Raw genomic sequence first — 25,419 nt, forward strand, 5'->3', positions numbered from 1 at the left:
TAATGGTCGGGTAGCGATAACCGGGTAATGATTCAGTCCGGCGCCCGACCACAGCGATTAATACATGCGTTATTAATGTACGCTTTTATTGCGACGACGGCCGGTACAGCGCATCGTGGCAAGGCCGGCGGCGAGCAGCAGGATGCTGGCCGGTTCCGGCACTGGCGATGGATCCACGACATCGACCGTGTCATAGCCGAACGTGAAGAAGCCGGTTTCCCAAATGCCGTCCCATTCGCCGAAATAGTCGTCAAAGCCTTCGAAGAATTCCAGGCGCAGAATGCCGTCGGCGCCGACCTGGAAATCCAGGCCCAGATCGGTCAGGTTGGCGGAGCCCGAGTACGAGGCAGTGCCGGGGAAGTCGTCGCCCAGTCCTGGCGTGAAGAACACGCCGTCGCTCTGATCGCTATTTTCGAACGCGATCATCATTTCGGACAGGTAGCTTGGTTCGTCGGCATACAGGGTGAACGCGTAGCTGACGCTGGTGATGGTCGAATTGGCGCCGACTTGCAAGCCCAGCACGGTATTTAACGGGCTTGCGTACTCGTCGATGCTTTCGATGCCGCCGACATCGACGGTAATCGACATCGGCGCGGCGAATGCCGACGAACAAGCGATAAACGAGAGACCCACGAGCAGTTTATTAAAAGCTTTGCGCAACATGATTTAACCTCCCCAGTTATTGGAAATTTACTAGTAAGCAATTAGCGTGCCATATTATCAAAGGGATTTATATCGTTGATCTGTATTGGGAAATTCCGAATGCATGAAATGTGCATGACAGCGCTGTAAAGTTTTCCGACGGAATCAATTTCCAAAACGATATATTGGCGGCACGTGATATTTCTGAAAGGAAAAGGAGTGTCGGTCAATCGGTCCTGGGCTGCGGCTACGGCAGCGGTAACGCCCGGCTTGCTCGCCGGGCACACCCGGCATCGGTTACAATAGGCGCGTGAAGCAGGCCAGGCAGTCGCTGGTCCACGCCGCAAGGTCGTGGACGGGAGGAAGGTCCGGACTCCATAGAGCAGGGTGACGGTTAACGGCCGTCCGCCGAAATCCGCTGGCGCAAGCCAGTGGTACAAGGCGAGGAACAGGGCCACAGAGACGAGCGTATTCAGTTACGGTGAAACGCGGTAACCTCCACTCGGAGCAATTCCAAATAGGCACGCGTTGATGTTGCTCGCGGAGCGTGCGGGTAGGAAGCTTGAGCGCTGGAGTAATTCAGCGCCTAGAGGAATGATTGTCCAAGTGTCGCCGCAAGGTGGCGCTACACAGAATCCGGCCTATCGGCCTGCTTTACACTTAATTCAGGCGTGCGCCAGTAGCTGGTGCGCGTCGTCGATGGTCGTCCGGAAGACGCCAGTGACCCACTACATCCTCGCCCTCGACCAGGGCACCACCAGCTCGCGCGCCATCGTCTTCGACGATGCCGGCGTGGCCGTTGCCAGCTTTCATCGCGAATTTCCCCAGCATTTTCCCCAGCCCGGCTGGGTCGAGCACGACCCGCACGACATCTGGAACAGCCAGCTTGCCTGCGCGCGCGAAGCGCTCATGCAAAGCGGCATCGACCCTTCGCGCATCGCCGCCATCGGCATCGCCAACCAACGCGAAACGACGATCCTGTGGGACCGCGCCACTGGCGAACCTGTCGCCAACGCCATCGTCTGGCAAGACCGGCGCACTGCCGGCGCCTGCGACCGGCTGCGCGAGGCTGGCCAGGCGGCCATGATCGCCGAGCGCACCGGCCTGGAACTGGACGCCTATTTTTCGGCGACCAAATTGCAATGGCTGCTCGACCATGTGCCCGGCGCGCGCAAGCGGGCCGGGCAGGGCGAGCTGGCCTTCGGCACTGTCGACAGCTACCTGGTGTACCGCTTGTGCGGGCGCCACGTGACCGACTCCAGCAACGCCGCGCGCACGATGCTGTTCAACATCCACACGCTGGCCTGGGACGAGGAATTGCTGGCGCTGTTCGACATCCCGCGTAGTCTGCTGCCCGAGGTCGTGCCGAGTAGCGGCCTCGTGGGGCATGCCGGCGCAGAGTGGTTTGGCCACCCGATCCCGATTGCCGGCATCGCCGGCGACCAGCAAGCCGCCACCTTCGGCCAGGCGTGCCATCGCAAGGGGCTGGTGAAAAATACCTACGGCACCGGCTGCTTCATGCTGATGCATGCCGGCGACGTGGCCCCGGTATCGCATCACCGTCTGTTGTCCACCGTCGGCTGGACGATCGACGGGCGCCATGAATACCTGCTCGAAGGCAGTGTGTTCATGGGCGGCGCCACGGTGCAGTGGTTGCGCGACGGTCTGGGCATCATTCGCCAGTCGCGCGAGATCGAGGCGTTGTCAGCCAGCGTACCCGACAGCGGCGGCGTGATGCTGGTGCCGGCATTTACCGGCCTGGGCGCGCCGCACTGGGATCCGTACGCCCGCGCCGCCATCCTGGGCATGACGCGCGGCACCACCGCCGCCCACATCGCGCGCGCCGCGCTCGAGGCCATCGCCTACCAGAGCGCGGAACTGCTCATCGCGATGCAGAAGGACGCCGCCTGCGCCGTTACTGAACTGCGCGTCGATGGCGGCGCCGCGCGCAACGACCTGTTGATGCAGTTCCAGGCCGACCTGCTCGGCATTCCGGTGGTGCGCCCGCGCGTCACCGAAACGACTGCATTGGGCGCCGCGTGGCTGGCCGGCCTGGCGTGCGGCGTCTGGGAATCGCGTGAAGCACTGGCCAGCGAATGGCAGGTCGATACGTGTTTTGCGCCGCAAATCGACGCCGATCGGCGCGCGGCGTTGATGGCGCGCTGGGAGCGGGCCGTCGCACACGCCCGCTCGTGGGCCGAACCGGACGGCTGAACTGCGTCGCTTCTTAATAATAATGCAATGAGTGTTGCAAAAAACCAGCAAATTGCGCAGATTCGATAGAAACGACAAAACTCCTTTGATTCCATGTGGAAACAAAGGTATCATATTTTCTGAGTTGAGCAAGATGATGCGCTTCACGGTGACAGCGCCCTTGAATCTGGAGAATATGATGATGACGACCTCGAAACGTGCCCGCGTAATGGCTGCTGTCCTGGCTGCTGTGATGCCTTTCAGCACGAATGCTGCCGTGTACGCCAAAAGCAAGACGGCCACCTTCGACGTTATCATGCGCGTCGTGGCCGATTGCACCATCGCTGCCAACGGCATCAACTTCGGCGAGACCGGCGTGATCACGTCGGCGATCACCGGCACGTCGAACATTAACGTGACTTGCACCAACACAACCCCATACAATGTGGGTCTGGACGCCGGCACCGGCGCCGGTTCGACCGGTACCACCCGCTTCCTGAGCGGCACCGGCGCGAACGCCGACACCGTCGCGGTCAACCTGTACCGCACCGCTGGCTCGGGCCTGTGGGGCAATACCCAGGGCACCGACACGCTGGCCGGCACCGGCAACGGCAATGCGCAAGTGCTGACTGTGTACGGTGAAATCCCGGTCCAGAAAGCGCCGACGCCAGACAACTACAAATCGACGATTACTGCGACCATCTACTTCTGATCGGAGTTCTGCATGCGGGGTTTCTTCTGCGTCGCGCTGGCGGCGGCACTGTTGTTCGGTACGGCGGCGCACGGCGCCAACCTGCAGATTTCACCGGTGTCGATCAGCTTCCAGCCCGGCCAGAATTCGGCCGGCATCCAGTTGCAGAACAATGGCGACACGCCGCTCTACGGCCAGGTCCGGGTGTATGCCTGGGACCAGCGTGACGGCGTCGATGCCTTGACTCCGACCACGCAACTCGTGGCCAGCCCGCCGATCATCGAGATCGCGGGCAAGAGCGCACAGACCATCCGTCTCGTGCGCCGCGGCGCGGCCACCCCCGGCGGCGCCGAACAAACCTACCGCATCCTGATCGACGAACTGCCGCGCGGCGACACCCAGCAGGGCAATGTCGCGATCCGCCTGCAATACTCGGTGCCGGCGTTTGTGCTGCCGGTGGACACCCAGGCCGCCCCGAAACTCGAATGGAGCACTTTCCAGCGCGCTGGCGCCTGGCACCTGCGCGCCCGCAACACCGGCGCGCTGCACGCGCAGATCGGCGCCACCAGCGTGACCGTCGGCAGCCGCGATGTGGTCCTCAGCAAAGGCTTGCTGGGCTATGCGTTGCCGGGTCGCACGCGCGAATGGCCTTTGCCTGCCGACGTCGCCGGCGCACTGCCGGCAGCCCTGGCCATCGACACCACCGTCAACGCCAAGTCGCAGTCCGCCAAGGCGGCCGTCGCGCCCGACTGACGGCCGGGGGCAGCCATGCACACGCGCCACCGGGCGTGGCGGGCCCTGAGGTCGTCGTCCCTGTCCACCTGCCTGCTGGCATTGAGCCTCACGCCGATCGCGGCAGCGGCCGCCGAAGTCGCGGCGGCGGCGGCGCCAGCATCGGCGTCGCTGGCCGCGCTCGAAGCGCAGGCCGACCTGGTCGCCGCCCAACCCACCGAACTGTACCTGGACGTGTCGATCGACGGCCAGGCCACCGGCCTGCTCGTCGCCGTAATGCAGCAAGGCGCCAGCCTGCGCATGACGGTCGAGAGCTTGCGCGAACTGGGCCTGGACCCGGCGCGCTTCGGGGTTGCCGACCGCACCGATTTTTTGCTCGACGAAATCGACGGCATGACCTGGCGCTACGACAGCGCCGCCCAGACCCTGGCGCTGACGCTGTCGGACCGGTTGCGCGTGGCGCGCGTGATCAGCGCGCGCTCGGTGCGCGCCAGCGGTGCCGGACAGGCCAGCCGCGGCGTGCTGCTGAACTACAACGTGTTCGCCCAGAGCAGCGGGGGCTCGGTGGCCAGCAATCTCGACCTGCGTTATTTCGATCCGCGTGGCAGCCTGACCAGCACCGGCGCGGCCATCCTGCGCGGCGAAGAGCGCGGCTACACGCGCTACGACACCACCTGGATCCAGGCCGACCAGGACCGCCTGAGCACCGTGCAACTGGGCGACACCGTCACGCCGGCCTTGAGCTGGTCGCGCGCGCTGCGCCTGGGCGGCGTCGAGTGGCGCCGCAACTTCGAGTTGCGCCCGGATCTGGTGACCTATCCGGTGGCCTCGATCGCCGGCTCGGCCGTCGTGCCCACCAGCGTCGATCTGTTCGTCAACAATGTGCGCCAGTTCAGCACGAACGTGCCCACCGGCCCGTTCGTGGTTGACCAGGTGGCGGGCCTGAACGGCGCCGGCCAGGCCACCGTGATCACGCGCGATGCACTGGGCCGCGAAGTCGCCACGACGCTGCCGCTGTACGTCGACACTCGCCTGCTGGCGCGCGGCCTGACCGATTTCGCCGTCTCGCTCGGCGCGCTGCGGCGCGACTACGGCGTGCACTCGTTCCGTTACGGCGGCCCGGCGGCGGTCGGCTCGATCCGCCACGGCTGGACCGACCGCCTGACGCTCGAGGCCCACGCGGAAGCCGGCAGCGGCCAGGCGCTGCTCGGCGGCGGCGTGCTGGCGCGCGTGCCGGGCGCCGGCGTGGCAAGCGGCGCGCTGGCGGCCAGCGCCGGCCAGCACCGCGGCTGGCAAGCCACGCTCGGCTACCAATACGTGTCGCCGCGCTTTGCGCTCGACCTGCAATCGACCCGCGCCAGCGCCGGCTTCGGCGACCTTGGCACGCTGGAAGGCACGCCGGTCCCGCGCGCGCTCGACCGTGCCAGCATCAGCACCTCGTTCGCGGGAAACAGCCTGAGCATGAACCTGATCCAGCTGCGCACGCCGCTGCTGGCGAGCGTCGTGCCGGTGCTCGATCCGTTCGGTGGCCAGGTGCGTACGCTGACCGTGCCGGTCGAACAGGCCCCGGCCCAGCTGACGCGCACCGTGTCGCTGGCCTGGTCGCGCAGCGTCGGCCTGCGCGGCTACTTCAGCCTGGGCGCATTCCAGGATCTCGAGCGGCGCGCCGAGCGGGGGATCACTGCCTCGTTCAGCATGGCCTTCGATTCGCGCGTGGCCGTCAACACCAATGCCGGCCGCCAGCGCGGCGAAAAGGTGGCGTCGGTGTCGATGGGACGTGCGCCGGACTTCGATGGCGGCCTTGGCTGGGCCTTGCAGGCCGGCAAGAACGGGCCGCAACGTTATGACCAGGCCCAGGTGCAGTACCTGGGCTCGCACGGTCGCGCGATCGTCTCGACCCAGCGCGTGGGCGAGAACCGCAACACGAGCCTGGACGTGAGCGGCGCCATCGTCGCGATGGACGGCACGGTGATCACGGCGCGCAATGTCGGACGCGGCTTCGCGCTGGTCTCGGCCGGCGCGCCCGACCTGCCGGTGCTGCAAGACAATCGCCCGATCGGCCGCACCGACCGCAACGGGCGCCTGCTGGTGCCTGACCTGCAACCGTACGCAGCCAGCCGGATCGCGATCGACCCGTCGTCGTTGCCGTCCGATATCCGCATCCCGCAGACAAACCTCGAGATCGTGCCGCGCCAGAACGCCGGCGTGGTCGCGCGCTTCGAGATCGAACGCTACGCGGCGGCGACCCTGACGCTGGTGCGCGCCGATGGCCGCGTGCCCGACGTCGGCACGCAGGCGCGCCTGGACGGCAGTGAGCTGACGGCGATGGTCGGTTACGATGGCGTGCTGTTCGTGGAAGGTTTGCGCGCGCAGAACCGGGTACGCGTCGGCAGCGGCAAGGATGCGTGCGAAGTACGGTTTGACTACAAGCCGGTGGCGGGCGAACTGCCCACCATCGGACCGCTGGTTTGCCAGCCCCTGCAAGGAGAATGACCATGATCCGCCTGTTCCTGATGACAGTCCTGCTGTGCGTGCTGAGTGTGCTGGGTTGTTCGACGGCCCGCGCCGATACCTGCACCGCGACCATGACCGACATCGATTTCGGCACGGTCAGCCCGATCGCCGGCAGCGACGTCACGGCCAGCGGCACGCTGACCGTGACTTGCGTCTGGACCCTGGGCAGCAATCCGCTGCTGCTGCCGGCGGCCAATGTGTGCGCCAACCTGGGCGTGGGCCCGGGCGGCGGCACCGGTGCGCCGCGCTACCTGCTCAATGGCGGCAACCGCCTCGGCTTCAACCTGTACACCGACAGCTCGTACACGGCGGCCAAGATATGGGGCGGCTATGACAGCACGATCGGCGCCAAGCCGATCACCGGCACGCTGGTCGGCCTGCTGGGCCTGGGCGGCGTAACGGTGACGACGACGGTCTACGGCAAGATCCCGGCGTCGAGCCTGATCGGCGTGCCCACGGTCGGCAATGCCGACACGGTGTACGCGGCCAGCTTCGCCGGCCACGGCACGCTGCAGTACGGCTTCGGCAGCGTGCCGTGCACGGCCGGCGCCAGCTCGGCGTTCTCGTTCCAGGTGCGCGCCACGGCGGTGAACAATTGCCTGATCAGCACCAGCAACCTGGCCTTCGCCACCGGCAGCCCGATCACCGACCAGCGCATCAGCGCGCCGCTGAGCGTGTCTTGCACGGCCAACAGCACGTATCAGATCTCGCTCAACGCCGGCAGTTCGGGCAACGCGGGTGCGCGCACGATGAAGAACGTGGTCACGGGTGAGGCGCTTGGGTACCGCATCTCTTCCACACCCGATGGCGCGGCCTGGGGCGACGGCTCGGCCGGCACCACCGTCTACAGCGGCACCGGCAGCGGCAGTGCGCAGAACGTCATGATGTACGGGATCGTGCCGAAGCAGCGGGCGCCGACGCCGGGGGATTATCGGGATACGGTGACGGTGCTGTTGATGTTCTAGTCGTTGCGTGGCCGGGCCCCAGGCCGGGAGATGGCCTGTGGTCACGTTGCGGCCTGGCTCAATCGGCGCTGTCCGGCTCTGGTCCACGCGTCTTGCCCGCCGGCGCCTTGAGCTTGACGACCCTGCCGCTACGCGCAGATTCGTAGATCGCCTCCATGATGCGCCCGTCCTGCAGCCCTTCTTCGCCCGGTGTGTGCACATCCCTGTCTTGCTGGATGCGGCTGGCAAAGTGGTCGATCATCAGGGTGAACTGGTTCTTCTTGTCGGCCGGGATTTCGCTGGTCTGGTCCTTGCCATCGACCACGCGCGTGATCCGCAACTTGTTGCCGTGGTAAGCGTAGCCGGGATCCATCTCGGCCCAGGCTTCAAAACCATTGATGCGGAACATCTGCGACTTGTGCGCCGAGTAACTGGTGCTGCAGGTGGCCGCAAAGCCGCTCGGAAAGCGCAGTACGAACTGACATGATTCCTCGACTTCGCGAAAGCGCGCATCACCTGGTGTCGACCAGATGCTGCCGAATACCTCGCTTGGTTCTTCGCCGCTGAGAAACCGTGCGGCATTGATGCAGTAGATGCCGATATCGGGCAGCGCGCCGCCGCCGGCCATCGCTTTCTTGAGGCGCCAGTGTTGCGGATCGCCCATATTCTGCGAGTTGACCGCGTTGAATTCTTTCAGCGCGCCCAGCTTTTTCTCGCGGATCATTTTCAGCAAGGTGCGATCGAGGGCCTCGTACTGGCTGCGGTAGGCGATCATCAACTGGCGCCCGGCCTTGCGGCAAGCGTCGATCATCTGCCGGCATTCGGCCACGCTATTGGCCATCGGCTTTTCGCACAGCACGTGTTTGCCGGCACGCGCCGCGCGCACGGTGTACTCGACGTGCAGATTGTTGGGCAGCGCGATATACACGCTGCGCACGTCCGCCATCTGCGCCAGCTTGTCGTAATCCTGGTAACCCAGCACTGCGCTTTCAGGGATGTTGTACTGGCGCGCCACCCTGAGTCCCTTGTCGCGGTCACCCGTGACCAGCGCCACGACCTTGGCATGCTTGCTTTGCTGGAAGGCCGGCAGCATCTCGTCGATGGCGATGCGGCCCAGCCCGACCACGGCGACGCCGACCCGTTCATCCCACGAGTCGCCCGGCGGCTCTGTCTTCTCGGGCTTTTCGGATTTGTCGAAGATCGGCGGGAAGCTGACCCGGTTCTTTTCGCTGGCGGCCGTGTGCAGTGCGGGCGCGGACAGGGCGGCCATGGTGCCGACATAGCGCAGAAAATCGCGGCGAGGGGGCTGATCGTGCGTCATGAGGACTCCTTTCGCATGTGGAAGTCGATCCTCGCATGCGATCTTGAACGGCAGCGCCACTTTGCCGCGCCTCAACTCACAGCGGCGCTGCGGCCAACGTCAACCGCGCCGCGCCGCCTCGATCGCTGCAATGTCGATCTTTACCATCTGCATCATGGCCTCGAACGCGCGCTTGGCCGCGGCCGGATCGGGGTCGCTGATCGCCTCGGTGAGCGCGCGCGGCGTGATCTGCCACGATAGCCCCCATTTGTCCCTGCACCAGCCGCATGCGCTTTCGGCGCCGCCGTTGCCAACGATCGCCTGCCACAGGCGGTCGGTCTCCGCCTGGTCGTCGGTCGCGACCTGGAACGAGAACGCTTCGCTGTGCTGGCATGCCGGCCCGCCGTTCAGGCCCAGGCAGGCGATGCCCATCACGGTGAACTCGACCGTCAGGACATCGCCCTCTTTGCCGGCAGGGTAGTCACCGGGCGCGCGATGAACCGCCTGCACCGCGCTGTCGGGAAAGGTCGCCGCGTAGAACTGCGCTGCATCGAGTGCGGTGCCGTCGAACCAGAGACAAATCGTATTCTTGCTGACCATTTCTTCCTCCGTGAGTGGAAAGTAGCGGCAGCCGCAGACGGCGCCTGCAATCAACGCCGCTTCAATTGCCCGATGATGCTCGCTACCTTGGTGGTGATCATGTCGACTGCAGGACCATTCGCGCCGTGCGGCAAGATGATGTCGGCGTGGCGCTTCGTGGGTTCGATGAATTGCTTGTGCATGGGCCGCACCGTGTCCAGGTACTGGCCGACGATGCTCTCGACCGAGCGCGCGCGCTCGGTGATGTCGCGCTGCATGCGGCGGATAAAGCGCACGTCGGAGGCGGTATCGACATAGATTTTCAGTGACATCATGTCGCGCAAGGCCTCGTCATACAAGGCAAACAGGCCTTCGATCACGATGACCGGGGCCGGTTTGACGGCGATGGTCTTGCTTGAACGGTTGTCGAGCGTGAAGTCGTACTCCGGCATGGCGATCGAGTCGCCACTGCGCAGTGCCTGGACGTGCTCGATCAGCAGCGGCCAGTCGAACGCGTGCGGATGGTCGTAGTTCTGCTTGCGGCGCACGTCAGGGGGAAGGTCGGACTGGTCGTTGTAATAGTCGTCCTGCATCACGACCGAGACCATGTCGGCGCCGAACGACGCCAACACTTGCTGGGATACCGTGGACTTGCCACTGCCGCTGCCGCCGGCAACACCGATCACAAACGGCGTACACGACGGCGTCAAAGTCGACGTAGAAGAAATGGGGTTCATTCCCGCATGATACCGGAGTGCCGATCCGGCCGACAGGGCCGCCCCGGGAATGGCCCAGGCGTCAGAAGTAGACGGTCACGCGGCCGGCATCGGGGCCGGCGGTGCGCAGCGATGGTGCGCTCGGGACATGCAGGAGATACGGCGTGGCCGGGCTGGCGCAATCGACCTGCACCGCGGCGTCGACGCTGACCGAGCAGGTCGCCACCACCGTGAAGCGCGCTTCGAAGCTGGCCGACACCGTGCGCGCGTCCGCACCGACCGACAGGGTCAGGGTGGCGGTGGCCAGGAGAGCAGCGAAGAAACGGGATGTACGCAACATGCTTTGTGTTCGGGGCAGATAGCCTGAAGATCGTCGATAAAGTCCATGATAGCGGCTTTAGCGATTGCACGGGCGAACACGTCGCAGGGCGGCGCCAGGGGGGGCAGGCAGCGGTATTTCGGGTTTGACGGGATTGAATTGCCGGTTCGACGTGATGCGATTGGCAAGCCGGTTCAATGGCATCAAAACGTTAACACCAGATAAAGTCTTGATATTGGTTTTACGGATTTACGGCGAATTAGAGAATAATCTCTAAAGGCAACATTTGTTGTATATCTGCAATATCAGGAGGCGTGATCGGGCAGCGTGGCGATCAAGCCGGTCACCGCATCGATCAGTTCAATCGGGCTGAACGGTTTGACGATATACAGGTCGGCGCCCGCGTCCATGCCGGCCGCGATATCGCTTTGCTGGCCGCAGGCCGATAACAGCACCACCTTGATGCCGACGTTGGCGGGGTCTTGCCGCAGCCGGGCGCAGACCTCGAGGCCGCTGGCGCCGGGGCCGAGCCAGATGTCGAGCACGACCACGTCGGGGCGTTCGGCGGCAAACAGGGCCAGCGCCTGCTCGGCGTTGCCGGCCTCGACAATGCGGCCCAGCGACTGCAGGCTCAGGGAAATCAAGAGCCGCAGTTCGTCCTGGTCATCGACGACAAGAATGGTTTTTTCGGTCATCGGCTATAGGGGCAGGGGCGAACATGGCGGCGTTGACATGGCAAGGCGCGTGAATGCGGCCAAGCATAGCAGTTCAAGCTGCGATCAAGCGCGCGCCAGACCGTGTTCGACAGCCACCCGCAGTTCGCCGAATGGCACCGGCTTGGGGAAGACCGGGATGTCGGCCGGCAAGCCCATGGCCTTGATCGTTGCGCGGTCCAGGCCGCTCACCACGATCATGCTCATGCCGGCGCTGCCGCTGTCTTCGCGCAGCGTGCGGATCATGCGAAAGCCATCCATTCCGGGCATGTTCAAGTCGCTCACCAGCAGGTCGGGACGCTCTTCGCCGATACGGATCAGGGCTTCAAAGCCGTTGTTGGCCTTGACGACATCCAGGTCCAGGCCCCAGCCGGCCATCTCGAGTTCGTACAGGCGCAGCATCAGGGGATCGTCGTCGACGACCAGCACGCGCCGGGTCGTGGACACGGGCGCGCTCGGTGCAGGCGGGGGCGGGGCATGGGCGGCAATGGCGATCCGGCGCCCGTCGACCAGACGGTTGACCGATTCGAGGGTGATGCGGCGATGGCCGCCTGCCGTGCGCCACGCCTGCAGCGTGCCGCTCTCTACCCACAGCTGCACCGTGCGGTGCGACACGCCAAGGACTGCTGCCGCCTCCTTGGTGGAGCAATAGTCGGCGGCGTTGTAGGGTGCGGCCGGCTGCAGGTCAAGTGAATTTTTCATATTTACCGATGTTACGTTTTAAGTTTCCCAAAGTCAAAACAGAAAATCGGGAAAATCACTGATTCGTGAAAACCAAAAGTCGCTATCTGCGCGCGTCGGATCGGAGCATAGCGCATTGACAAGTTCTCGGGGTGCACGCGAGTGCTGGATGCCCGTACAGTAGTCCAAAATCCGCATCAGTTGTTACTTTGCGTCAATATTTTTCTTTGCCTTGAGATTGCGCAAACGTAAACATTCGGTTTCCGAATGAGGCCTGACCTTCACTGTTACTGCTAAGTCCCTAATTTAAAGGGAGATTTTGAATTGTCGAGTGCGCCTGACATGCGCCTAAGTCATTGGTTTCATTGGCAAAATTAGGAAAGCACGGTTGGGAATTCGCTTGACCGTCAACATTGCTTCCACTAAAGTGGGAAACAGTGTGAAAAAGTGTCGATTTGTGGGAAGAAATTCCGATCCCGGCGCCCGACAACAACGACCAACCGAATTCTCCAAGCTAGGCATACACGTGTTCCAGGGCGCGTCAGCGATCAATCTCGATGCAAAAGGCCGGATGTCCATCCCGGCCAAGCATCGTGACGCCCTGACACTTCAGTGCGAGGGTCGCCTGACGCTGACCAAGCACCCACAGGGCTGCCTGCTGCTCTTCCCGCGCCCGGTGTGGGAAGAACATCGCAAGCAGATCGCTGCCTGGCCAATGTCGGCCCGCTCGTGGCAGCGCATTTTCCTCGGCAATGCCGTCGATGTCGAGCTCGACAGCGCCGGCCGTATCCTGATCTCGCCCGAGCTGCGCGCTGCGGTCGGGCTCGAGAAGGAAGTGATGATGCTCGGCATGGGCAGCCACTTCGAAATCTGGCATGCCGCCAAGCTGGCCGAGGACGAGGCCGCAGCCGTGGCTGGTGGCATGCCGGATGTACTTTCCAATTTCTCTTTCTGAGGCGCCGATGACGGATTCTTTGACGGTGCCTGATTATCAGCATCGCACGGTGCTACTTGACGAAGCGGTCGATGCGCTCAACCTCGCGGGCGCACGTGCTTCCGGTACGTATATAGATGGAACTTTCGGCCGGGGCGGTCACAGCCGCCTGCTGCTGTCGCGACTGGCGCCGGAAGGGCGCTTGATCGCGTTCGACAAGGACCCACAAGCCATTGCCACCGCGGAGCAAATCGACGATCCGCGCTTCAGCATTGTCCACGACAGCTTTGCAACGATGGCCGACGCGCTTGCCGCGCGCGGCATCCATCAGGTCGACGGCATCCTGCTCGACCTGGGCATCTCGTCGCCCCAGGTCGACGACGCCAGCCGCGGCTTCAGCTTCCGCCAGGACGGCCCTCTCGACATGCGCATGGACACCACGCGCGGCATGTCGGCGGCCGAATGGGTGGCGACCGCAGAGCAAAACCATTTGGAAAAGGTGATACGCAATTATGGAGAAGAGCGGTTTGCTTTTCAGATTGCAAAGGCGATTGTTGCTCGCCGCGCAGTCGAGCCAATTTCAAGCACACGACAGCTTGCCGCAATCGTGGCAGACACGGTCAAAAGCCGGGAAAAAGGCAAGGATCCGGCAACCAGGACCTTTCAGGCTATCCGGATTTTCATCAATCAAGAGCTTGAAGACCTCGAAGCGGGATTGACCGCTGCCTACAGCATGCTCGCGCCCGGTGCGCGCATGTCGGTGATCAGCTTTCACTCGCTGGAAGACCGCATGGTCAAGCAGTTCCTCGCGTCCAAAGCCAATGTCGAGCAACCGGACCGGCGCCTGCCGATCCGCGCGGTGGACCTGCCGCAGCCGCTGATGAAGCTGATCGAAAAGATCAAGCCGTCCGAGAGCGAAGTGAGCGACAACCCGCGCTCGCGCTCGGCTGTGCTGCGCGTGGCCGAACGTCTGGGAACGCCGGCATGAGCGTGAAGGTCAACGTGCTCCTCACCACGCTGCTGGTCGGCTGCGCGCTGTCGGTCGTGAACGCCCGTTACCAGGCGCGTCATCTGCTGATCGAACTGGAACGCCTGCAACAGCATGCGCGCCAGCTCGACGTCGACTGGGACCAGCTCCAGCTCGACCAGTCGCGCCTGGCCAAGAACGAGCGCATCGAGCAGATCGCCCGTTCCGAACTGAACATGGCGCCGCTCACGCCGGCCCGTACCCAATACCTCACCGAAGGCGCCCCATGACGCGCGGCGCATCCAAATCCGGCGCCCGCGTGGCGGCCTCGAAGGGCGTCGCGTTCACCAAGAGCCCCGTGCTCGCGGTGCGCCTGCCCGACTGGCGTTCGCGCCTGGTGCTGTTCGTCCTGTTCGCGTCGTTCGCCGCGCTGGGCGTGCGCGCCGTCTGGCTGCAGGGCGTGTCGAACCAGTTCCTGCAAAGCCAGGGCAAGAGCCGCTACGAGCGCACGCTCGAACTGCCGGCCACGCGCGGCCGCATCCTCGATCGCAACGGCGCCGTGCTGGCCACGTCGCTGCCGGTGCGCGCCGTGTGGGCGATCCCCGAAGACGTGCTGGCCTCGCCACCGGAGAAAATCACGGCACTTGCCCGGTTGTTGGAGATGCCCGAAGCCGAAATCCGCAAGAAGCTCGACTCGGACCGCACCTTCGTCTACCTGAAACGCCAGGTAGAAATGCCGGTGATCGCCGAAATCGAGAAGCTCAAGATCGAAGGCCTCGACACGCGCAAGGAATACAAGCGCTTCTACCCGCAGGGCGAAGTGGTGACCCACCTGGTCGGCTTCACGAACGTGGAAGACAAGGGCCAGGAAGGCATGGAGCTGCAACACCAGAAAACGCTGATGGGCGTGCCGGGCAGCCGCCGCGTGATCAAGGACCGCCTGGGCCACATCGCCGAGGATCTCGGCATGTTCCGCGAGCCGCACCAGGGCCGCGACCTGACCCTGTCGGTCGACAGCAAGCTGCAGTACATCGCGTTCACCAGCATCAAGAACGCGGTCGAGAAGTTCAACGCCAAGGCCGGCGCCGCCGTGGTGCTCGACGTCCATACTGGTGAGGTTCTCGCTCTGGCGAACTACCCGACCTATAACCCGAACGACCGCTCCAAGCTCACCGGCGAGCAGCTGCGCAACCGCGTCATCACCGACACGTTCGAGCCGGGTTCGACGATCAAGCCAATCACCATCGGCCTGGGCCTGGATACGGGCCGCATCACGCCGGACACGGTGTTCGACAACAACCCGGGCTGGATGACCATCACCGGCAAGCGCATTCGCGACACCCACAACTACGGCGTGCAGACCGTCAGCGGCATCATCCAGAAGTCGTCGAACATCGGCGCCGTCAAGGTCTCGCAACTGATCCCGGCGCAGGAAATGTGGGAGATGTATACCAAGGTCGGCTTCGGCCAGGCGCCGCGCTTCGGCTTCCCCGGCGCCACCGCCGGCCGCGTGCGGCCCTGGAAATCGTGGCGCCCGATCGAATACGCGAACATGGCGTTCGGCCACGGCCTGTCGGTGTCGCTGTTGCAGATGGCCCGTTCGTACATGATCTTCGCGCGCAACGGCGACATCATTCCGCTGTCGTTCGTGAAGGTGAACGAAGAGCCGGTCGGCCAGCAGGTGATTTCGCCCAAGACTGCGGCGCAAGTGCGCACGATGCTCGAATCGGTGGTCGGCCCGCAAGGCACGGCCTCGAAAGCGCAGGTGGCCGGCTACCGCATCGGCGGCAAGACCGGCACGGCCGAGAAGATCGTCAACGGCCGCTACTCGCGCACCAACAATATCGGTTACTTCGCCGGCATCGGGCCGATGTCCAAGCCCCGCTTCATCATCGCGGTGATGGTCGACGATCCGAGCGGCGCCCTGCGCACCGGCGGCAGCGTCGCCGCGCCGACGGCCGCCGACCTGTTCTCGAGCGCGCTGCGCGCGGCCAACGTGCCGCCCGATTCGTCCATCACGGACATCATCATTCCGGAAATCCCACTAGAGGAGAGCATGTGATGAGCCCAGGCTTGACCGACATCGTTCAATGGATTGCCGCCGCCGCACCGGGTGGCCGTCTCGTTTCCGACTCGCGCCGCGTGCAGGCGGGCGACGTGTTCTTCGCCTATCCGGGCGACGCGCAGGATGGCCGCCGCTATATCCAGGCCGCCATCGATGCCGGCGCCGCCGCCATCGTGTACGACGACCAGGATTTCACCTGGACTGAAGCCATCGCCACGCCGCACCTGGCCGTGGCAGGCCTCAAGGCAGTAGCCGGCCCGATCGCGCATGCCGTGCTCGGCCAGCCCGACCGCGCCATGTTCACCGTCGCCGTCACCGGCACCAACGGCAAGACCTCGTGCGCGCTGTGGACGGCGCAAGCGCTGGCGCGCCTGGGTGAGACGGCCGGCGTGATCGGCACGCTGGGCGTGGGCGTCATCGCGCCCAAGGCGAAAACCGAAGCGCAGTTCGACGTCACCGGCTACACGACGCCGGACGCCGTGCTGCTGGCGCAAACGCTGGCGGAACTGAACGACAAGGGTGTCACCGCGCTGGCGATTGAAGCGTCGTCGATCGGCCTGGTGCAGGAGCGCACGGCCGGCATGCACGTTGACGTGGCGATCTTCACGAACCTCACGCGCGACCACCTCGACTTCCATGGCGACATGGCCAGCTACGAGGCGGCCAAGGTCAAGCTGTTCGAGTGGCCCGGTTTGCAGCACGCAGTCGTGAATCTCGACGACGCGGCCGGACAGCGCCTGGTGGCGCATCTGCGCATGAACTTCCCGGTGTTGGCGGTCACGGGCTATACGCTGGATGCGGAAGCGATAGTGCCGGACGGCGTGGCCGTGCTGCGCGCGAGCGGCATGCGCAGCAAGAACGCCGGCACCGAATGCCAGGTCGAGACGCCGGCGGGCAATGCGACAATCCGCAGCCGGCTGGTGGGCAACTACAACGTGAGCAATACGCTGGCGGTGCTGGGCGCGTTACTGGCGCGCGGTGTCACGTTGAAGAGCGCGGTCGAGGCGATCGAATCGCTGGTGCCGGCGCCGGGCCGCATGCAGCAGATGGGCGGGCAGGATGCGCCGATGGTCGTGATCGACTACGCGCACACGCCGGACGCCCTCGAGAAAACACTGCAAGCGCTGCGCCAGGTCGCGACCGATCGTGGTGGCCAGCTGTGGTGCGTGTTCGGCTGCGGCGGTGACCGCGACCCGGGCAAGCGCCCGCAAATGGGCCACATCGCGCAAAGCGCCGACCAGGTGCTGGTCACCAGCGACAACCCGCGCAGCGAAGAGCCGGCCGCCATCATTGCCCAGATCGTGGCGGGGATGGATGCGCATCACCCGGCCTCGCGCCTGCAAACCGTGGAAGACCGTGCGTCGGCCATTCTGCTGGCGGTGAAACAGGCCGGCAAGCAGGACGTGATCCTGCTGGCCGGCAAGGGCCACGAGCCCTATCAGGAAATCAAGGGACGCAAGATGCCGTTCTCGGATACGGACCACGCTTCGCTGGCATTGACGGCGCGGCTTACCATGTTGAGGACGCATTGATGCAAGGTACTCTCGCCCAACTCGTGGCGGCCATCCCCGGCGCACGCCTGGTCGGCGCGGATGTCGCCTTTGGCGGCGTGTCGACGGACAGCCGCAAGGTCGACGCCGGCGCGCTGTTTGTCGCGCTGCGTGGCGAGACATTCGACGCCCACGATTTCCTCGACCAGGTCGCGGCGCGCGACGTGGCGGCGGTGGTCGTGTCTTCATTGCCGGATGGCTGGACGCTGCCGGCGATCGTGGTGCCCGATACCCTGGTCGCTCTGGGCCGTATCGCGCATGCCTGGCGCTCGCAGTGTGCGATTCCGCTGATCGGCGTCACCGGCAGCAATGGCAAGACGACGGTCAAGGAAATGATCGCGGCGATCCTGGCGGCGGCGGTGGGCGACGACGCCCGCCTGGCGACGCAGGGCAATCTGAATAACGAGATCGGCGTGCCATTGACGCTGTTCCGCCTGACGCCATCCCATCGCGCGGCGGTGGTGGAACTGGGCATGAACCATCCCGGTGAGATCGGCCGCCTGGCGGCCATCGCCACGCCGACGGTCGCTCTGGTGAACAATGCCCAGCGCGAGCACCAGGAATTCATGCACACGGTGGAAGCGGTGGCGCGTGAAAACGGCGCCGTGCTTCAGTCGCTGCCGGCGGACGGCGTGGCGGTGTTCCCGGGTGATGATGTGTACACGGATCTGTGGCGCGGGATGACGCGGTGCGACGTGCTGACGTTTGGCCTTAGCGACGCGTGCGACGTGCGCGCGAGCTATACCAGCAACGGTTTTGGCAGCCACCTTACTGTAACAACGTCGCTGACGCACGACATACTGCTTGCTTCCCCAACGTCGTTCCCGCGCAGGCGGGAACCCAAGTTCGACGAGCAGTCGGCGGCGCAACACTTGGATTCCTCGCGGGGGCGCCTAGCCCTGCGCGGGAATGACGGTCTTGAGGGTGCGGGAGAGAGCAGCGCTACCTTTACGATCAATCTGCAAGCCGCTGGCGAACACAACGTCCGCAACGCGCTGGCCGCGATTGCCTGCGCACTCGGCGCCGGTATCGACCAGGCCGCGATCATCCGCGGCCTCGAAGCCTTCGCCCCGGTCGGCGGCCGCCTCCAGCAAAAACGGGCGACGAATGGCGCGACCGTCATCGACGACACCTATAACGCCAACCCCGATTCCATGCGCGCGGCCATCGACGTGCTGGCCGCGTATCCCGCGCCGCGCATCCTGGTCGTCGGCGACATGGGCGAAGTTGGCGCGCAGGGAAAAGAATTTCACGAAGAAATCGGTGCCTACGCGAACGCGCGCGGCATCGACACCGTGCTCGCGACGGGAGAGCTGGCGCGCCACCTGGCCGCGTCGGGAGCACAGCACTACGAGCAGTTCGACGAGTTATTGGCAGCACTGGATGAAAAACTGGGCAGCAATATGCAAGCGACTGTGCTGGTGAAGGGCTCGCGTTTCATGAAGATGGAACGCGTGGTCCAGCACCTGACCGGATCAACCCCCCTTGGCAAGGACGCCCACTAATATGCTTCTCTGGCTCGCACAATACTTCCAGGACTATCTCGGTCCGCTGCGCGTGTTCAACTACCTCACGTTCCGCGCGGTGTTCGCCACCATCACGGCCATCACGATCGGTCTGGTCGCCGGCCCGATCGTGATCCGCAAACTGACCGAACTGAAAGTCGGCCAGGCGGTGCGCACCTATGGGCCGCAAAGCCACCTGACCAAGCACGGCACCCCGACGATGGGTGGCGTGCTGGTGCTGATCTCGATCGGCATCTCGACGCTGCTGTGGTGCGACCTGTCGAACCGCCTGATCTGGCCGGTACTGGTCGTGACGATGGGCTTTGGCGCCGTCGGCTGGGTCGACGATTACCGCAAGGTGGTCTACAAGGACCCGGAAGGCATGCGCTCGCGCGAAAAATACTTCTGGATGTCGTTGATCGGCATCGCATCGGCGTTGTACCTGGCGTTCTCGGTCTCGGCCGCGAACCCGTGGGAAGTCGCGCAACTGTTCTACGCCTGGGTGCAGTCGGGCTTTTCAATGAGCTTGCCGCCAAAGGCCGACCTGATCGTCCCGTTCTTCAAGACCATCAGCTATCCGCTGGGCGTGTGGGGCTTCATCGCGCTGACCTATTGCGTGATCGTGGGCGCCTCCAACGCCGTGAACTTCACCGACGGCCTCGATGGCCTGGCGATCATGCCGACCGTGATGGTCGGCTCGGCCCTGGGCCTGTTCGCCTACCTCACCGGCAGCGTGACGTTCTCGAAATACCTGCTGATCCCGTATATCCCGGGCGCCGGCGAATTGCTGATCTTCTGCGGCGCGATGGCCGGCGCGGGCCTGGCCTTCTTGTGGTTCAACGCGCACCCGGCCCAGATGTTCATGGGCGACGTCGGCGCGCTGGCCCTGGGCGGCGCACTGGGCACCATCGCCGTCATCGTGCGCCAGGAAATCGTCCTGTTCATCATGGGCGGCGTGTTCGTGGCCGAAACGCTGTCGGTGATCATCCAGGTGACCTGGTTCAAGTACACCAAGAAGCGGTATGGCACCGGCCGCCGCGTGTTCCTCATGGCGCCGCTGCACCACCACTTCGAGCAAAAAGGCTGGAACGAAACCAAGGTCGTGGTCCGCTTCTGGATCGTGACCATCGTGCTGATCCTGGTCGGTCTCTCCACCTTGAAACTTCGTTGAAACTGCGCTGATGATCTACGACGGCAAACTCGCATTGGTACTGGGCCTCGGTGAATCGGGGCTGGCGATGGCGCACTGGCTCGCGCGGGGCGGCGCACGCGTGCGCGTGGCCGATACGCGCCTCGAGCCGCAACGCCTGCCGGCGCTGCAGCAAGCCGCGCCCCACGCCGAATTCGTCGGCGGCGAATTTGACGTGGCGCTGCTCGAGGGCGTCGACTTCGTCGCCGTCAGCCCGGGCCTGGCGCCAGGCCGCGAGCTGGCCGCCATCCTCCCCGGCGCGAACGAACGCGCCATTCCCGTCTGGGGCGAGATCGAATTGTTCGCCCAGGCGCTGGCGCAGTTGCGCGAGTCAACCGGCTACGCGCCGAAAGTCATTGCGATTACCGGCACTAACGGCAAGACCACGGTGACGAGCCTGACCGGCCTGCTGTGCCGCCGCGCGGGATTGAGCACGCGGGTGGCCGGCAATATCAGCCCGGCGGCGTTGGACGTGCTGCGCGAGTCGATCGACGCGAACGAACTGCCGCAGGCCTGGGTGCTCGAATTGTCCAGCTTCCAGCTGCACACCACGTTCAGCCTGCAGGCCGACGCCGCCACGGTGCTGAACCTGACCCAGGACCATCTCGACTGGCACGGCACGATGGACGCCTACGCGGCGGACAAGGCGCGCATCTTCGGCCCTGACACCGTGCGCGTATTGAATCGCGACGATGCGCGCGTGATGCGCATGGCGACGGACGCTCCGCTGTTCACCTTCGGCACCGACGAGCCGGTCGACGCCGACAGCTTCGGCCTGGTCGACGAGCGCGGCGTGCTGTGGCTGGCCAATGCGGTCGCGGGCGAAGAAAGCGACAGGAAGCTCAAACGGGGCGAGGTCCGCGAGAAGGTCGACGCCATCGTCAACCGGTTGATGCCGGCCGATGCCCTGAAAATTCGCGGCCTGCACAATGCCGCCAACGCGCTCGCGGCGCTGGCCCTGTGCCGCGCCTGCGACCTGCCGCTCGCGCCGCTGCTGCACGGCCTGCGCGAATACGCGGGCGAACCGCACCGCGTCGAACTGGTCGCGACCATCGACGGCGTGGACTATTACGACGACAGCAAGGGCACCAATGTCGGCGCCACCGTGGCCGCGCTGCAGGGCCTGGGCAAAGCCTTCACCGGCGCCGACCAGCAGATCCTCCTGATCGCCGGCGGTGACGGCAAGGGGCAGGACTTTTCACCGCTGGCCCAGCCGGTGGCCGCGTATGCGCGCGCCGTGCTCTTGATCGGCCGCGACGCACCTGGCGTGCGCGCTGCAATCGACGCCACCGGCGTGCCGGCGTTCGACCTCGACGACTTGCCGCAGGCGGTGCGCCGCGCGGCCGGGCTGGCGCGCTCCGGCGACGTAGTGCTGCTGTCGCCTGCCTGCGCGAGCCTGGACATGTTCACCAACTACGCGCACCGCGCGCAGGTGTTCGTCGAGACCGTGCGCGATATCGCGCTCGACAAAGGCCAGGAGATCTGATGGCCTTCCAACTGCCTTTCAAGTTTTCCGGCAACGCGGTCGACGCCACCGTCGACGGGCGCAGCCGGCCATCGAAAATGATGGACTACGACCAGCCGCTGGTCTGGGTCACGCTGCTGTTGATGCTGTTCGGGATGGTGATGGTGTATTCGGCGTCGATTGCGCTGCCCGATTCGCCGAAGTTCCGTTACCTGCAAGACCGCAACGAATACTTCCTGTACCGCCAGGCGGTCTACATCCTGGTGTCGATGGTGGCCGCCGCCGTCGTGTTCCGCATCCCGATCGCGATCTGGCAGCGCCATGCGCCGATGATCTTCATCGGCACGCTGGTGCTGCTGGTGCTGGTGTTGATTCCCGGCCTGGGCGTATCGGTCAATGGTGCGCGCCGCTGGCTGTCGCTCAAGGTGTTCATGGTGCAGCCATCCGAAATCATGAAGATCGCCGTGGTGCTGTACGCGGCCGATTTCACGGTGCGCAAGCAAGAATACATGCACAAGCTGACCAAGGGCTTCGTGCCGATGGTCGTGGCCATCGGCCTGGTGGGCGGTCTCTTGCTGATGGAGCCGGATCTGGGCGCCTTTGGCGTGATCGTCTGCATCGCCATGGGCATCCTGTTCCTGGGCGGGATCAACATCATCTGGTTCGGCGGCATCGGCGCGCTACTGGTGGTGATCTTCAGTGCGATCATCGCGCTCTCGCCGTTTCGCCGGGCGCGCATGTTCGCCTACCTGAACCCGTGGGAAGAGGGCAATGCGCTGGACAAGGCGTATCAGCTGACGCACTCGCTGATCGCATTCGGGCGCGGCGAATTCTTCGGCGTGGGCCTGGGCGGCTCCGTTGAAAAACTGTTCTACCTGCCCGAAGCGCATACCGACTTCATCATGGCCGTGATCGGCGAAGAACTGGGCCTGGTCGGCGTGCTGGTCGTGGTGGCGATGTTCTACTGGCTCGTCAAGCGCGCCTTCGACATCGGCCGCCAGGCGATCGCGCTGGAGCAGGTGTTCGCCGGCCTGGCCGCGAAAGGCATCGGCATCTGGATCGGCGTGCAGACGTTCATCAATATGGGCGTGAACCTGGGCCTGCTGCCAACCAAAGGCTTGACCTTGCCTTTGATGAGCTTTGGCGGTTCGGGCGTGCTGTTCAACTGCGTGGGCCTGGCGATCCTGCTGCGCATCGATTACGAAAATCGCGTGCGCATGCGCGGAGGCCGCACATGATGACGACAACCCGCAAAAAACTCATGATCATGGCCGCCGGCACCGGTGGTCACATCTTCCCCGGCATCGCCATCGCGCAAACGATGCGCGCGCGCGGCTGGGAAGTGAGCTGGCTGGGCACCGCCCACGGCATGGAAACGGATCTGGTGCCAAAAGCCGGCATCGCCATGGACACGATCGACTTCGCCGGCCTGCGGGGCAAGGGCCTGGCGCACACGATCAAGGGCGCCTTCAAGATGGTGGGCGCGTTTGCCACGTGCCGGCGCTACCTGGCCGCGCGCCGGCCCGACGTGGTGCTGGGCATGGGCGGCTACGTCACGGTGCCGGGCGGTATGATGGCGCGCGCGGCCGGCGTGCCGCTGGCCCTGATCAATGCCGACGCCGCGCTGCTGTTGTCGAACAAGACCTTGACGCCAATGGCGCAGCGCGTGCTGTTCGGGTTCCCGGCCGATTTCGGCAAGGCAGCCGGCAAGGCAGTCGTCACCGGCAATCCGGTGCGCCAGCAGATCCTCGACTTGCCGGCGCCCGCCGAACGGTTCGCCGCGCGCAGCGGCGTGCTGCGCGTGCTGGTCGTGGGCGGCAGCCTGGGCGCGAAGGTGCTCAACGACAGCGTGCCGGCGGCCCTGGCCCTGATCGACGCGGCTGCGAGGCCGATCGTGACGCACCAGTCGGGCAAGAAGAATATCGATGCACTGCGCGCCGCGTACCAACAAGTCGGCGTGGAGGCCAATGTGGTCGACTTCATCGACGATATGGCGACGGCCTACGCCGAGGCAGACCTCGTGATCTGCCGCGCCGGTGCGATCACGGTGTCCGAACTGACGGCGGCCGGCGTGGCCAGCGTGCTGGTGCCGTTCGTGGCCAGCACCACCAGCCACCAGCGCGACAATGCGGTGTGGATGGACGCGCAGGGCGCGGCCGTGCACCTGCCGCAGGGTGAACTCAATCCAGGTCGGATCAAAAGCCTCGTGCAAATGACGCGCGAAGAATGCCTGGCCATGGCGCAGGCGGCAGCGCGCGTTGGCCAGCGCGACGCCAACGAAGCGATCGCGCGCGAACTCGAACAACTGGCAGCAGCAAGGACAAAAGCAGCATGAAACACAAGATCAAGAACATCCACTTCGTGGGCATCGGCGGCAGCGGCATGAGCGGCATCGCCGAAGTGCTGCTCAATCTCGGCTACAAGGTGTCGGGCTCGGACCTCGGCAGCAATGCCGCCAGCCAGCGCCTGGCCAGCCTGGGCGCCAAGGTGTACCTGGGCCACCACGAAGACCACGTGACGGGCGCCGACGTGGTCGTGACCTCGACCGCCGTGAATGAAGCCAATCCCGAAGTGGTCGCTGCGCGCGCCCACAAGGTGCCGGTCGTGCCGCGCGCGATCATGCTTGGCGAGTTGATGCGCCTGAAACGCGGCATCGCGATTGCGGGCACGCATGGCAAGACCACCACCACCAGCCTGGTCGCCTCGGTCCTGGCGCAGGGCGGGCTCGATCCGACCTTCGTCATCGGTGGCCGCCTGACCGCCGCCGGCGCCAACGCGGCGCTGGGCAGCGGCGACTACATCGTGGCCGAAGCCGACGAATCGGACGCCTCGTTCCTGAACCTGTCGCCGATGATCGAAGTGATCACGAATATCGACGCCGATCACATGGAAACCTACGAGCACGATTTCGAGAAATTGAAGGCCGCGTTCGTGCATTTCACGCACCGCCTGCCGTTCTACGGCCGCGTGATGTTATGCATCGACGACAAGCACGTGCGCGACATCCTGCCGCAGGTGACGAAACCTGTCACCACCTACGGTTTTTCGGAAGAAGCCGAAGTGCGCGCCTTCGACGCCTATGCCGACGGCACGCACATGCACTTTTCCGTGCGCCAGGAAGGCTATCCGGACACCAAATTCGTCCTGAACCAGCCCGGCATGCATAACGTGTTGAACGCCTGCTCGGCGATCGCCATCGCGCGCGAGATCGGTATCGACGACGCTGCCACTGCCCAGGGCTTGCTGGAATTTCGCGGCGTGGGCCGCCGCTTCACGCGCTACGGCGACGTGCCACTGGCCGACGGCGGCAGCTTCACGCTGGTCGACGACTTCGGCCACCACCCGGTGGAAACCGAAGTGACGCTGGCCGCCGCGCGCGCCGCGTATCCGGGCCGCCGCCTCGTGCTGGCGTTCCAGCCGCACCGTTACAGCCGCACGCGCGACCTGTTCGAAGACTTCGTGAAAGTGCTGGCCACGCCGGACGTACTGCTGCTGGCCGACGTCTACCCGGCCGGCGAAGCGCCGATCGTGGCCGCTGACGGCCGCGCCCTGGCGCGCGCACTGCGCACATCCAGCAAGCTCGAACCGATTTTTGTGGAGTCGATCGCCGACATGCCGGCCGCGATCCTGAACGCGGTGCGCGACGGCGACGTCGTGCTGACCATGGGCGCCGGTTCGATCAGCGGCATTCCGCAACAACTGACCACAGCGAAAGGCTGA

The 25,419-nt window shown here is 64.8% G+C and carries 23 protein-coding genes and 1 other RNA gene; 17 read left to right on the forward strand and 7 right to left on the reverse strand.

Features of this window, described 5'->3' with window-relative positions:
* Positions 1–72 precede the first annotated feature (72 nt).
* Positions 73–663 carry a PEP-CTERM sorting domain-containing protein gene (locus AB2N08_RS10490; protein ID WP_367610583.1) on the reverse strand — a complete coding sequence of 197 codons (591 nt, stop codon included), beginning with the start codon at positions 661–663 and terminating at the stop codon, positions 73–75.
* 291 nt (positions 664–954) lie between these two features.
* On the opposite strand from AB2N08_RS10490, the gene rnpB reads away from it, so the two are divergent.
* The 6 genes from rnpB to AB2N08_RS10520 all read left to right on the forward strand — a co-directional run bounded on the left by rnpB (position 955) and on the right by AB2N08_RS10520 (position 7,737).
* Positions 955–1,302: RNase P RNA component class A (rnpB, locus tag AB2N08_RS10495), an RNA gene on the forward strand.
* Positions 1,303–1,362: 60 nt separating this feature from the next.
* The gene (glpK, locus tag AB2N08_RS10500; RefSeq protein ID WP_367610584.1) at positions 1,363–2,856 is read left to right on the forward strand and encodes a glycerol kinase GlpK; all 1,494 of its coding nucleotides are present in this window, start codon (positions 1,363–1,365) and stop codon (positions 2,854–2,856) included.
* A 178-nt stretch (positions 2,857–3,034) separates the two neighbouring features.
* Positions 3,035–3,547, forward strand: a complete 513-nt coding sequence (locus tag AB2N08_RS10505) for a Csu type fimbrial protein (protein WP_370662411.1) — start codon at positions 3,035–3,037, stop codon at positions 3,545–3,547.
* A gap of 12 nt (positions 3,548–3,559) precedes the next feature.
* Positions 3,560–4,279 carry a fimbrial biogenesis chaperone gene (locus tag AB2N08_RS10510; protein ID WP_367610586.1) on the forward strand — a complete coding sequence of 240 codons (720 nt, stop codon included), beginning with the start codon at positions 3,560–3,562 and terminating at the stop codon, positions 4,277–4,279.
* Between the two features lie 15 nt (positions 4,280–4,294).
* Positions 4,295–6,751, forward strand: coding sequence for a fimbria/pilus outer membrane usher protein (locus tag AB2N08_RS10515; RefSeq protein WP_367610587.1), 2,457 nt, complete (start codon positions 4,295–4,297; stop codon positions 6,749–6,751).
* Between the two features lie 2 nt (positions 6,752–6,753).
* Positions 6,754–7,737, forward strand: coding sequence for a Csu type fimbrial protein (locus AB2N08_RS10520; RefSeq protein WP_367610588.1), 984 nt, complete (start codon positions 6,754–6,756; stop codon positions 7,735–7,737).
* A 58-nt stretch (positions 7,738–7,795) separates the two neighbouring features.
* On the opposite strand, the gene AB2N08_RS10525 is transcribed toward AB2N08_RS10520, so the two are convergent.
* From AB2N08_RS10525 to AB2N08_RS10550, 6 genes are all read right to left on the reverse strand, one after another.
* Complete coding sequence (locus tag AB2N08_RS10525) at positions 7,796–9,037, reverse strand: Gfo/Idh/MocA family protein (RefSeq protein WP_367610589.1); 1,242 nt, start codon at positions 9,035–9,037, stop codon at positions 7,796–7,798.
* Between the two features lie 99 nt (positions 9,038–9,136).
* Entirely contained in the window at positions 9,137–9,616 is a 480-nt protein-coding gene (locus tag AB2N08_RS10530; RefSeq protein WP_367610590.1) for a VOC family protein, read from the reverse strand.
* Between the two features lie 50 nt (positions 9,617–9,666).
* Positions 9,667–10,332, reverse strand: a complete 666-nt coding sequence (udk, locus tag AB2N08_RS10535; RefSeq protein ID WP_367610591.1) for a uridine kinase — start codon at positions 10,330–10,332, stop codon at positions 9,667–9,669.
* A gap of 61 nt (positions 10,333–10,393) precedes the next feature.
* Complete coding sequence (locus tag AB2N08_RS10540) at positions 10,394–10,651, reverse strand: hypothetical protein (RefSeq protein ID WP_367610592.1); 258 nt, start codon at positions 10,649–10,651, stop codon at positions 10,394–10,396.
* A 284-nt stretch (positions 10,652–10,935) separates the two neighbouring features.
* Positions 10,936–11,325, reverse strand: coding sequence for a response regulator transcription factor (locus AB2N08_RS10545; protein ID WP_367610593.1), 390 nt, complete (start codon positions 11,323–11,325; stop codon positions 10,936–10,938).
* A gap of 84 nt (positions 11,326–11,409) precedes the next feature.
* A complete protein-coding gene (locus AB2N08_RS10550) occupies positions 11,410–12,045 on the reverse strand; it encodes a response regulator (protein WP_367610594.1) in 636 nt (211 codons plus the stop codon).
* Positions 12,046–12,550: 505 nt separating this feature from the next.
* Between AB2N08_RS10550 and mraZ the strand changes: the two genes are divergently transcribed.
* The 11 genes from mraZ to murC are packed head-to-tail and all read left to right on the forward strand — an operon-like array spanning position 12,551 to position 25,419.
* Positions 12,551–12,979 carry a division/cell wall cluster transcriptional repressor MraZ gene (gene mraZ / locus AB2N08_RS10555; protein ID WP_367610659.1) on the forward strand — a complete coding sequence of 143 codons (429 nt, stop codon included), beginning with the start codon at positions 12,551–12,553 and terminating at the stop codon, positions 12,977–12,979.
* Positions 12,966–13,946 carry a 16S rRNA (cytosine(1402)-N(4))-methyltransferase RsmH gene (rsmH, locus tag AB2N08_RS10560; RefSeq protein ID WP_367610660.1) on the forward strand — a complete coding sequence of 327 codons (981 nt, stop codon included), beginning with the start codon at positions 12,966–12,968 and terminating at the stop codon, positions 13,944–13,946. The genes mraZ and rsmH overlap by 14 nt, the downstream gene beginning before the upstream one ends.
* Positions 13,943–14,215 carry a cell division protein FtsL gene (gene ftsL / locus AB2N08_RS10565; RefSeq protein WP_367610595.1) on the forward strand — a complete coding sequence of 91 codons (273 nt, stop codon included), beginning with the start codon at positions 13,943–13,945 and terminating at the stop codon, positions 14,213–14,215. The genes rsmH and ftsL overlap by 4 nt, the downstream gene beginning before the upstream one ends.
* A complete protein-coding gene (locus tag AB2N08_RS10570) occupies positions 14,212–15,987 on the forward strand; it encodes a peptidoglycan D,D-transpeptidase FtsI family protein (RefSeq protein ID WP_367610596.1) in 1,776 nt (591 codons plus the stop codon). The genes ftsL and AB2N08_RS10570 overlap by 4 nt, the downstream gene beginning before the upstream one ends.
* Positions 15,987–17,522: a UDP-N-acetylmuramoyl-L-alanyl-D-glutamate--2,6-diaminopimelate ligase gene (locus AB2N08_RS10575; RefSeq protein ID WP_367610597.1), complete on the forward strand. Its 1,536-nt coding sequence runs from the start codon at positions 15,987–15,989 to the stop codon at positions 17,520–17,522. The genes AB2N08_RS10570 and AB2N08_RS10575 overlap by 1 nt, the downstream gene beginning before the upstream one ends.
* Positions 17,522–19,045: a UDP-N-acetylmuramoyl-tripeptide--D-alanyl-D-alanine ligase gene (locus AB2N08_RS10580; protein ID WP_367610598.1), complete on the forward strand. Its 1,524-nt coding sequence runs from the start codon at positions 17,522–17,524 to the stop codon at positions 19,043–19,045. The genes AB2N08_RS10575 and AB2N08_RS10580 overlap by 1 nt, the downstream gene beginning before the upstream one ends.
* A gap of 1 nt (position 19,046) precedes the next feature.
* Positions 19,047–20,216, forward strand: a complete 1,170-nt coding sequence (gene mraY / locus AB2N08_RS10585; protein ID WP_367610599.1) for a phospho-N-acetylmuramoyl-pentapeptide-transferase — start codon at positions 19,047–19,049, stop codon at positions 20,214–20,216.
* A 10-nt stretch (positions 20,217–20,226) separates the two neighbouring features.
* Entirely contained in the window at positions 20,227–21,720 is a 1,494-nt protein-coding gene (gene murD / locus AB2N08_RS10590; RefSeq protein ID WP_367610600.1) for a UDP-N-acetylmuramoyl-L-alanine--D-glutamate ligase, read from the forward strand.
* Positions 21,720–22,937: a putative lipid II flippase FtsW gene (ftsW, locus tag AB2N08_RS10595; protein WP_367610601.1), complete on the forward strand. Its 1,218-nt coding sequence runs from the start codon at positions 21,720–21,722 to the stop codon at positions 22,935–22,937. Before murD ends, ftsW begins: the two co-directional genes overlap by 1 nt.
* Positions 22,937–24,034: an undecaprenyldiphospho-muramoylpentapeptide beta-N-acetylglucosaminyltransferase gene (murG, locus tag AB2N08_RS10600; protein ID WP_367610661.1), complete on the forward strand. Its 1,098-nt coding sequence runs from the start codon at positions 22,937–22,939 to the stop codon at positions 24,032–24,034. Before ftsW ends, murG begins: the two co-directional genes overlap by 1 nt.
* Positions 24,031–25,419 carry a UDP-N-acetylmuramate--L-alanine ligase gene (murC, locus tag AB2N08_RS10605; RefSeq protein WP_367610602.1) on the forward strand — a complete coding sequence of 463 codons (1,389 nt, stop codon included), beginning with the start codon at positions 24,031–24,033 and terminating at the stop codon, positions 25,417–25,419. Before murG ends, murC begins: the two co-directional genes overlap by 4 nt.

Origin of the sequence: Massilia aurea, from assembly GCF_040790145.1 — a bacterium.
Classification (GTDB): domain Bacteria; phylum Pseudomonadota; class Gammaproteobacteria; order Burkholderiales; family Burkholderiaceae_D; genus Telluria; species Telluria aurea_C.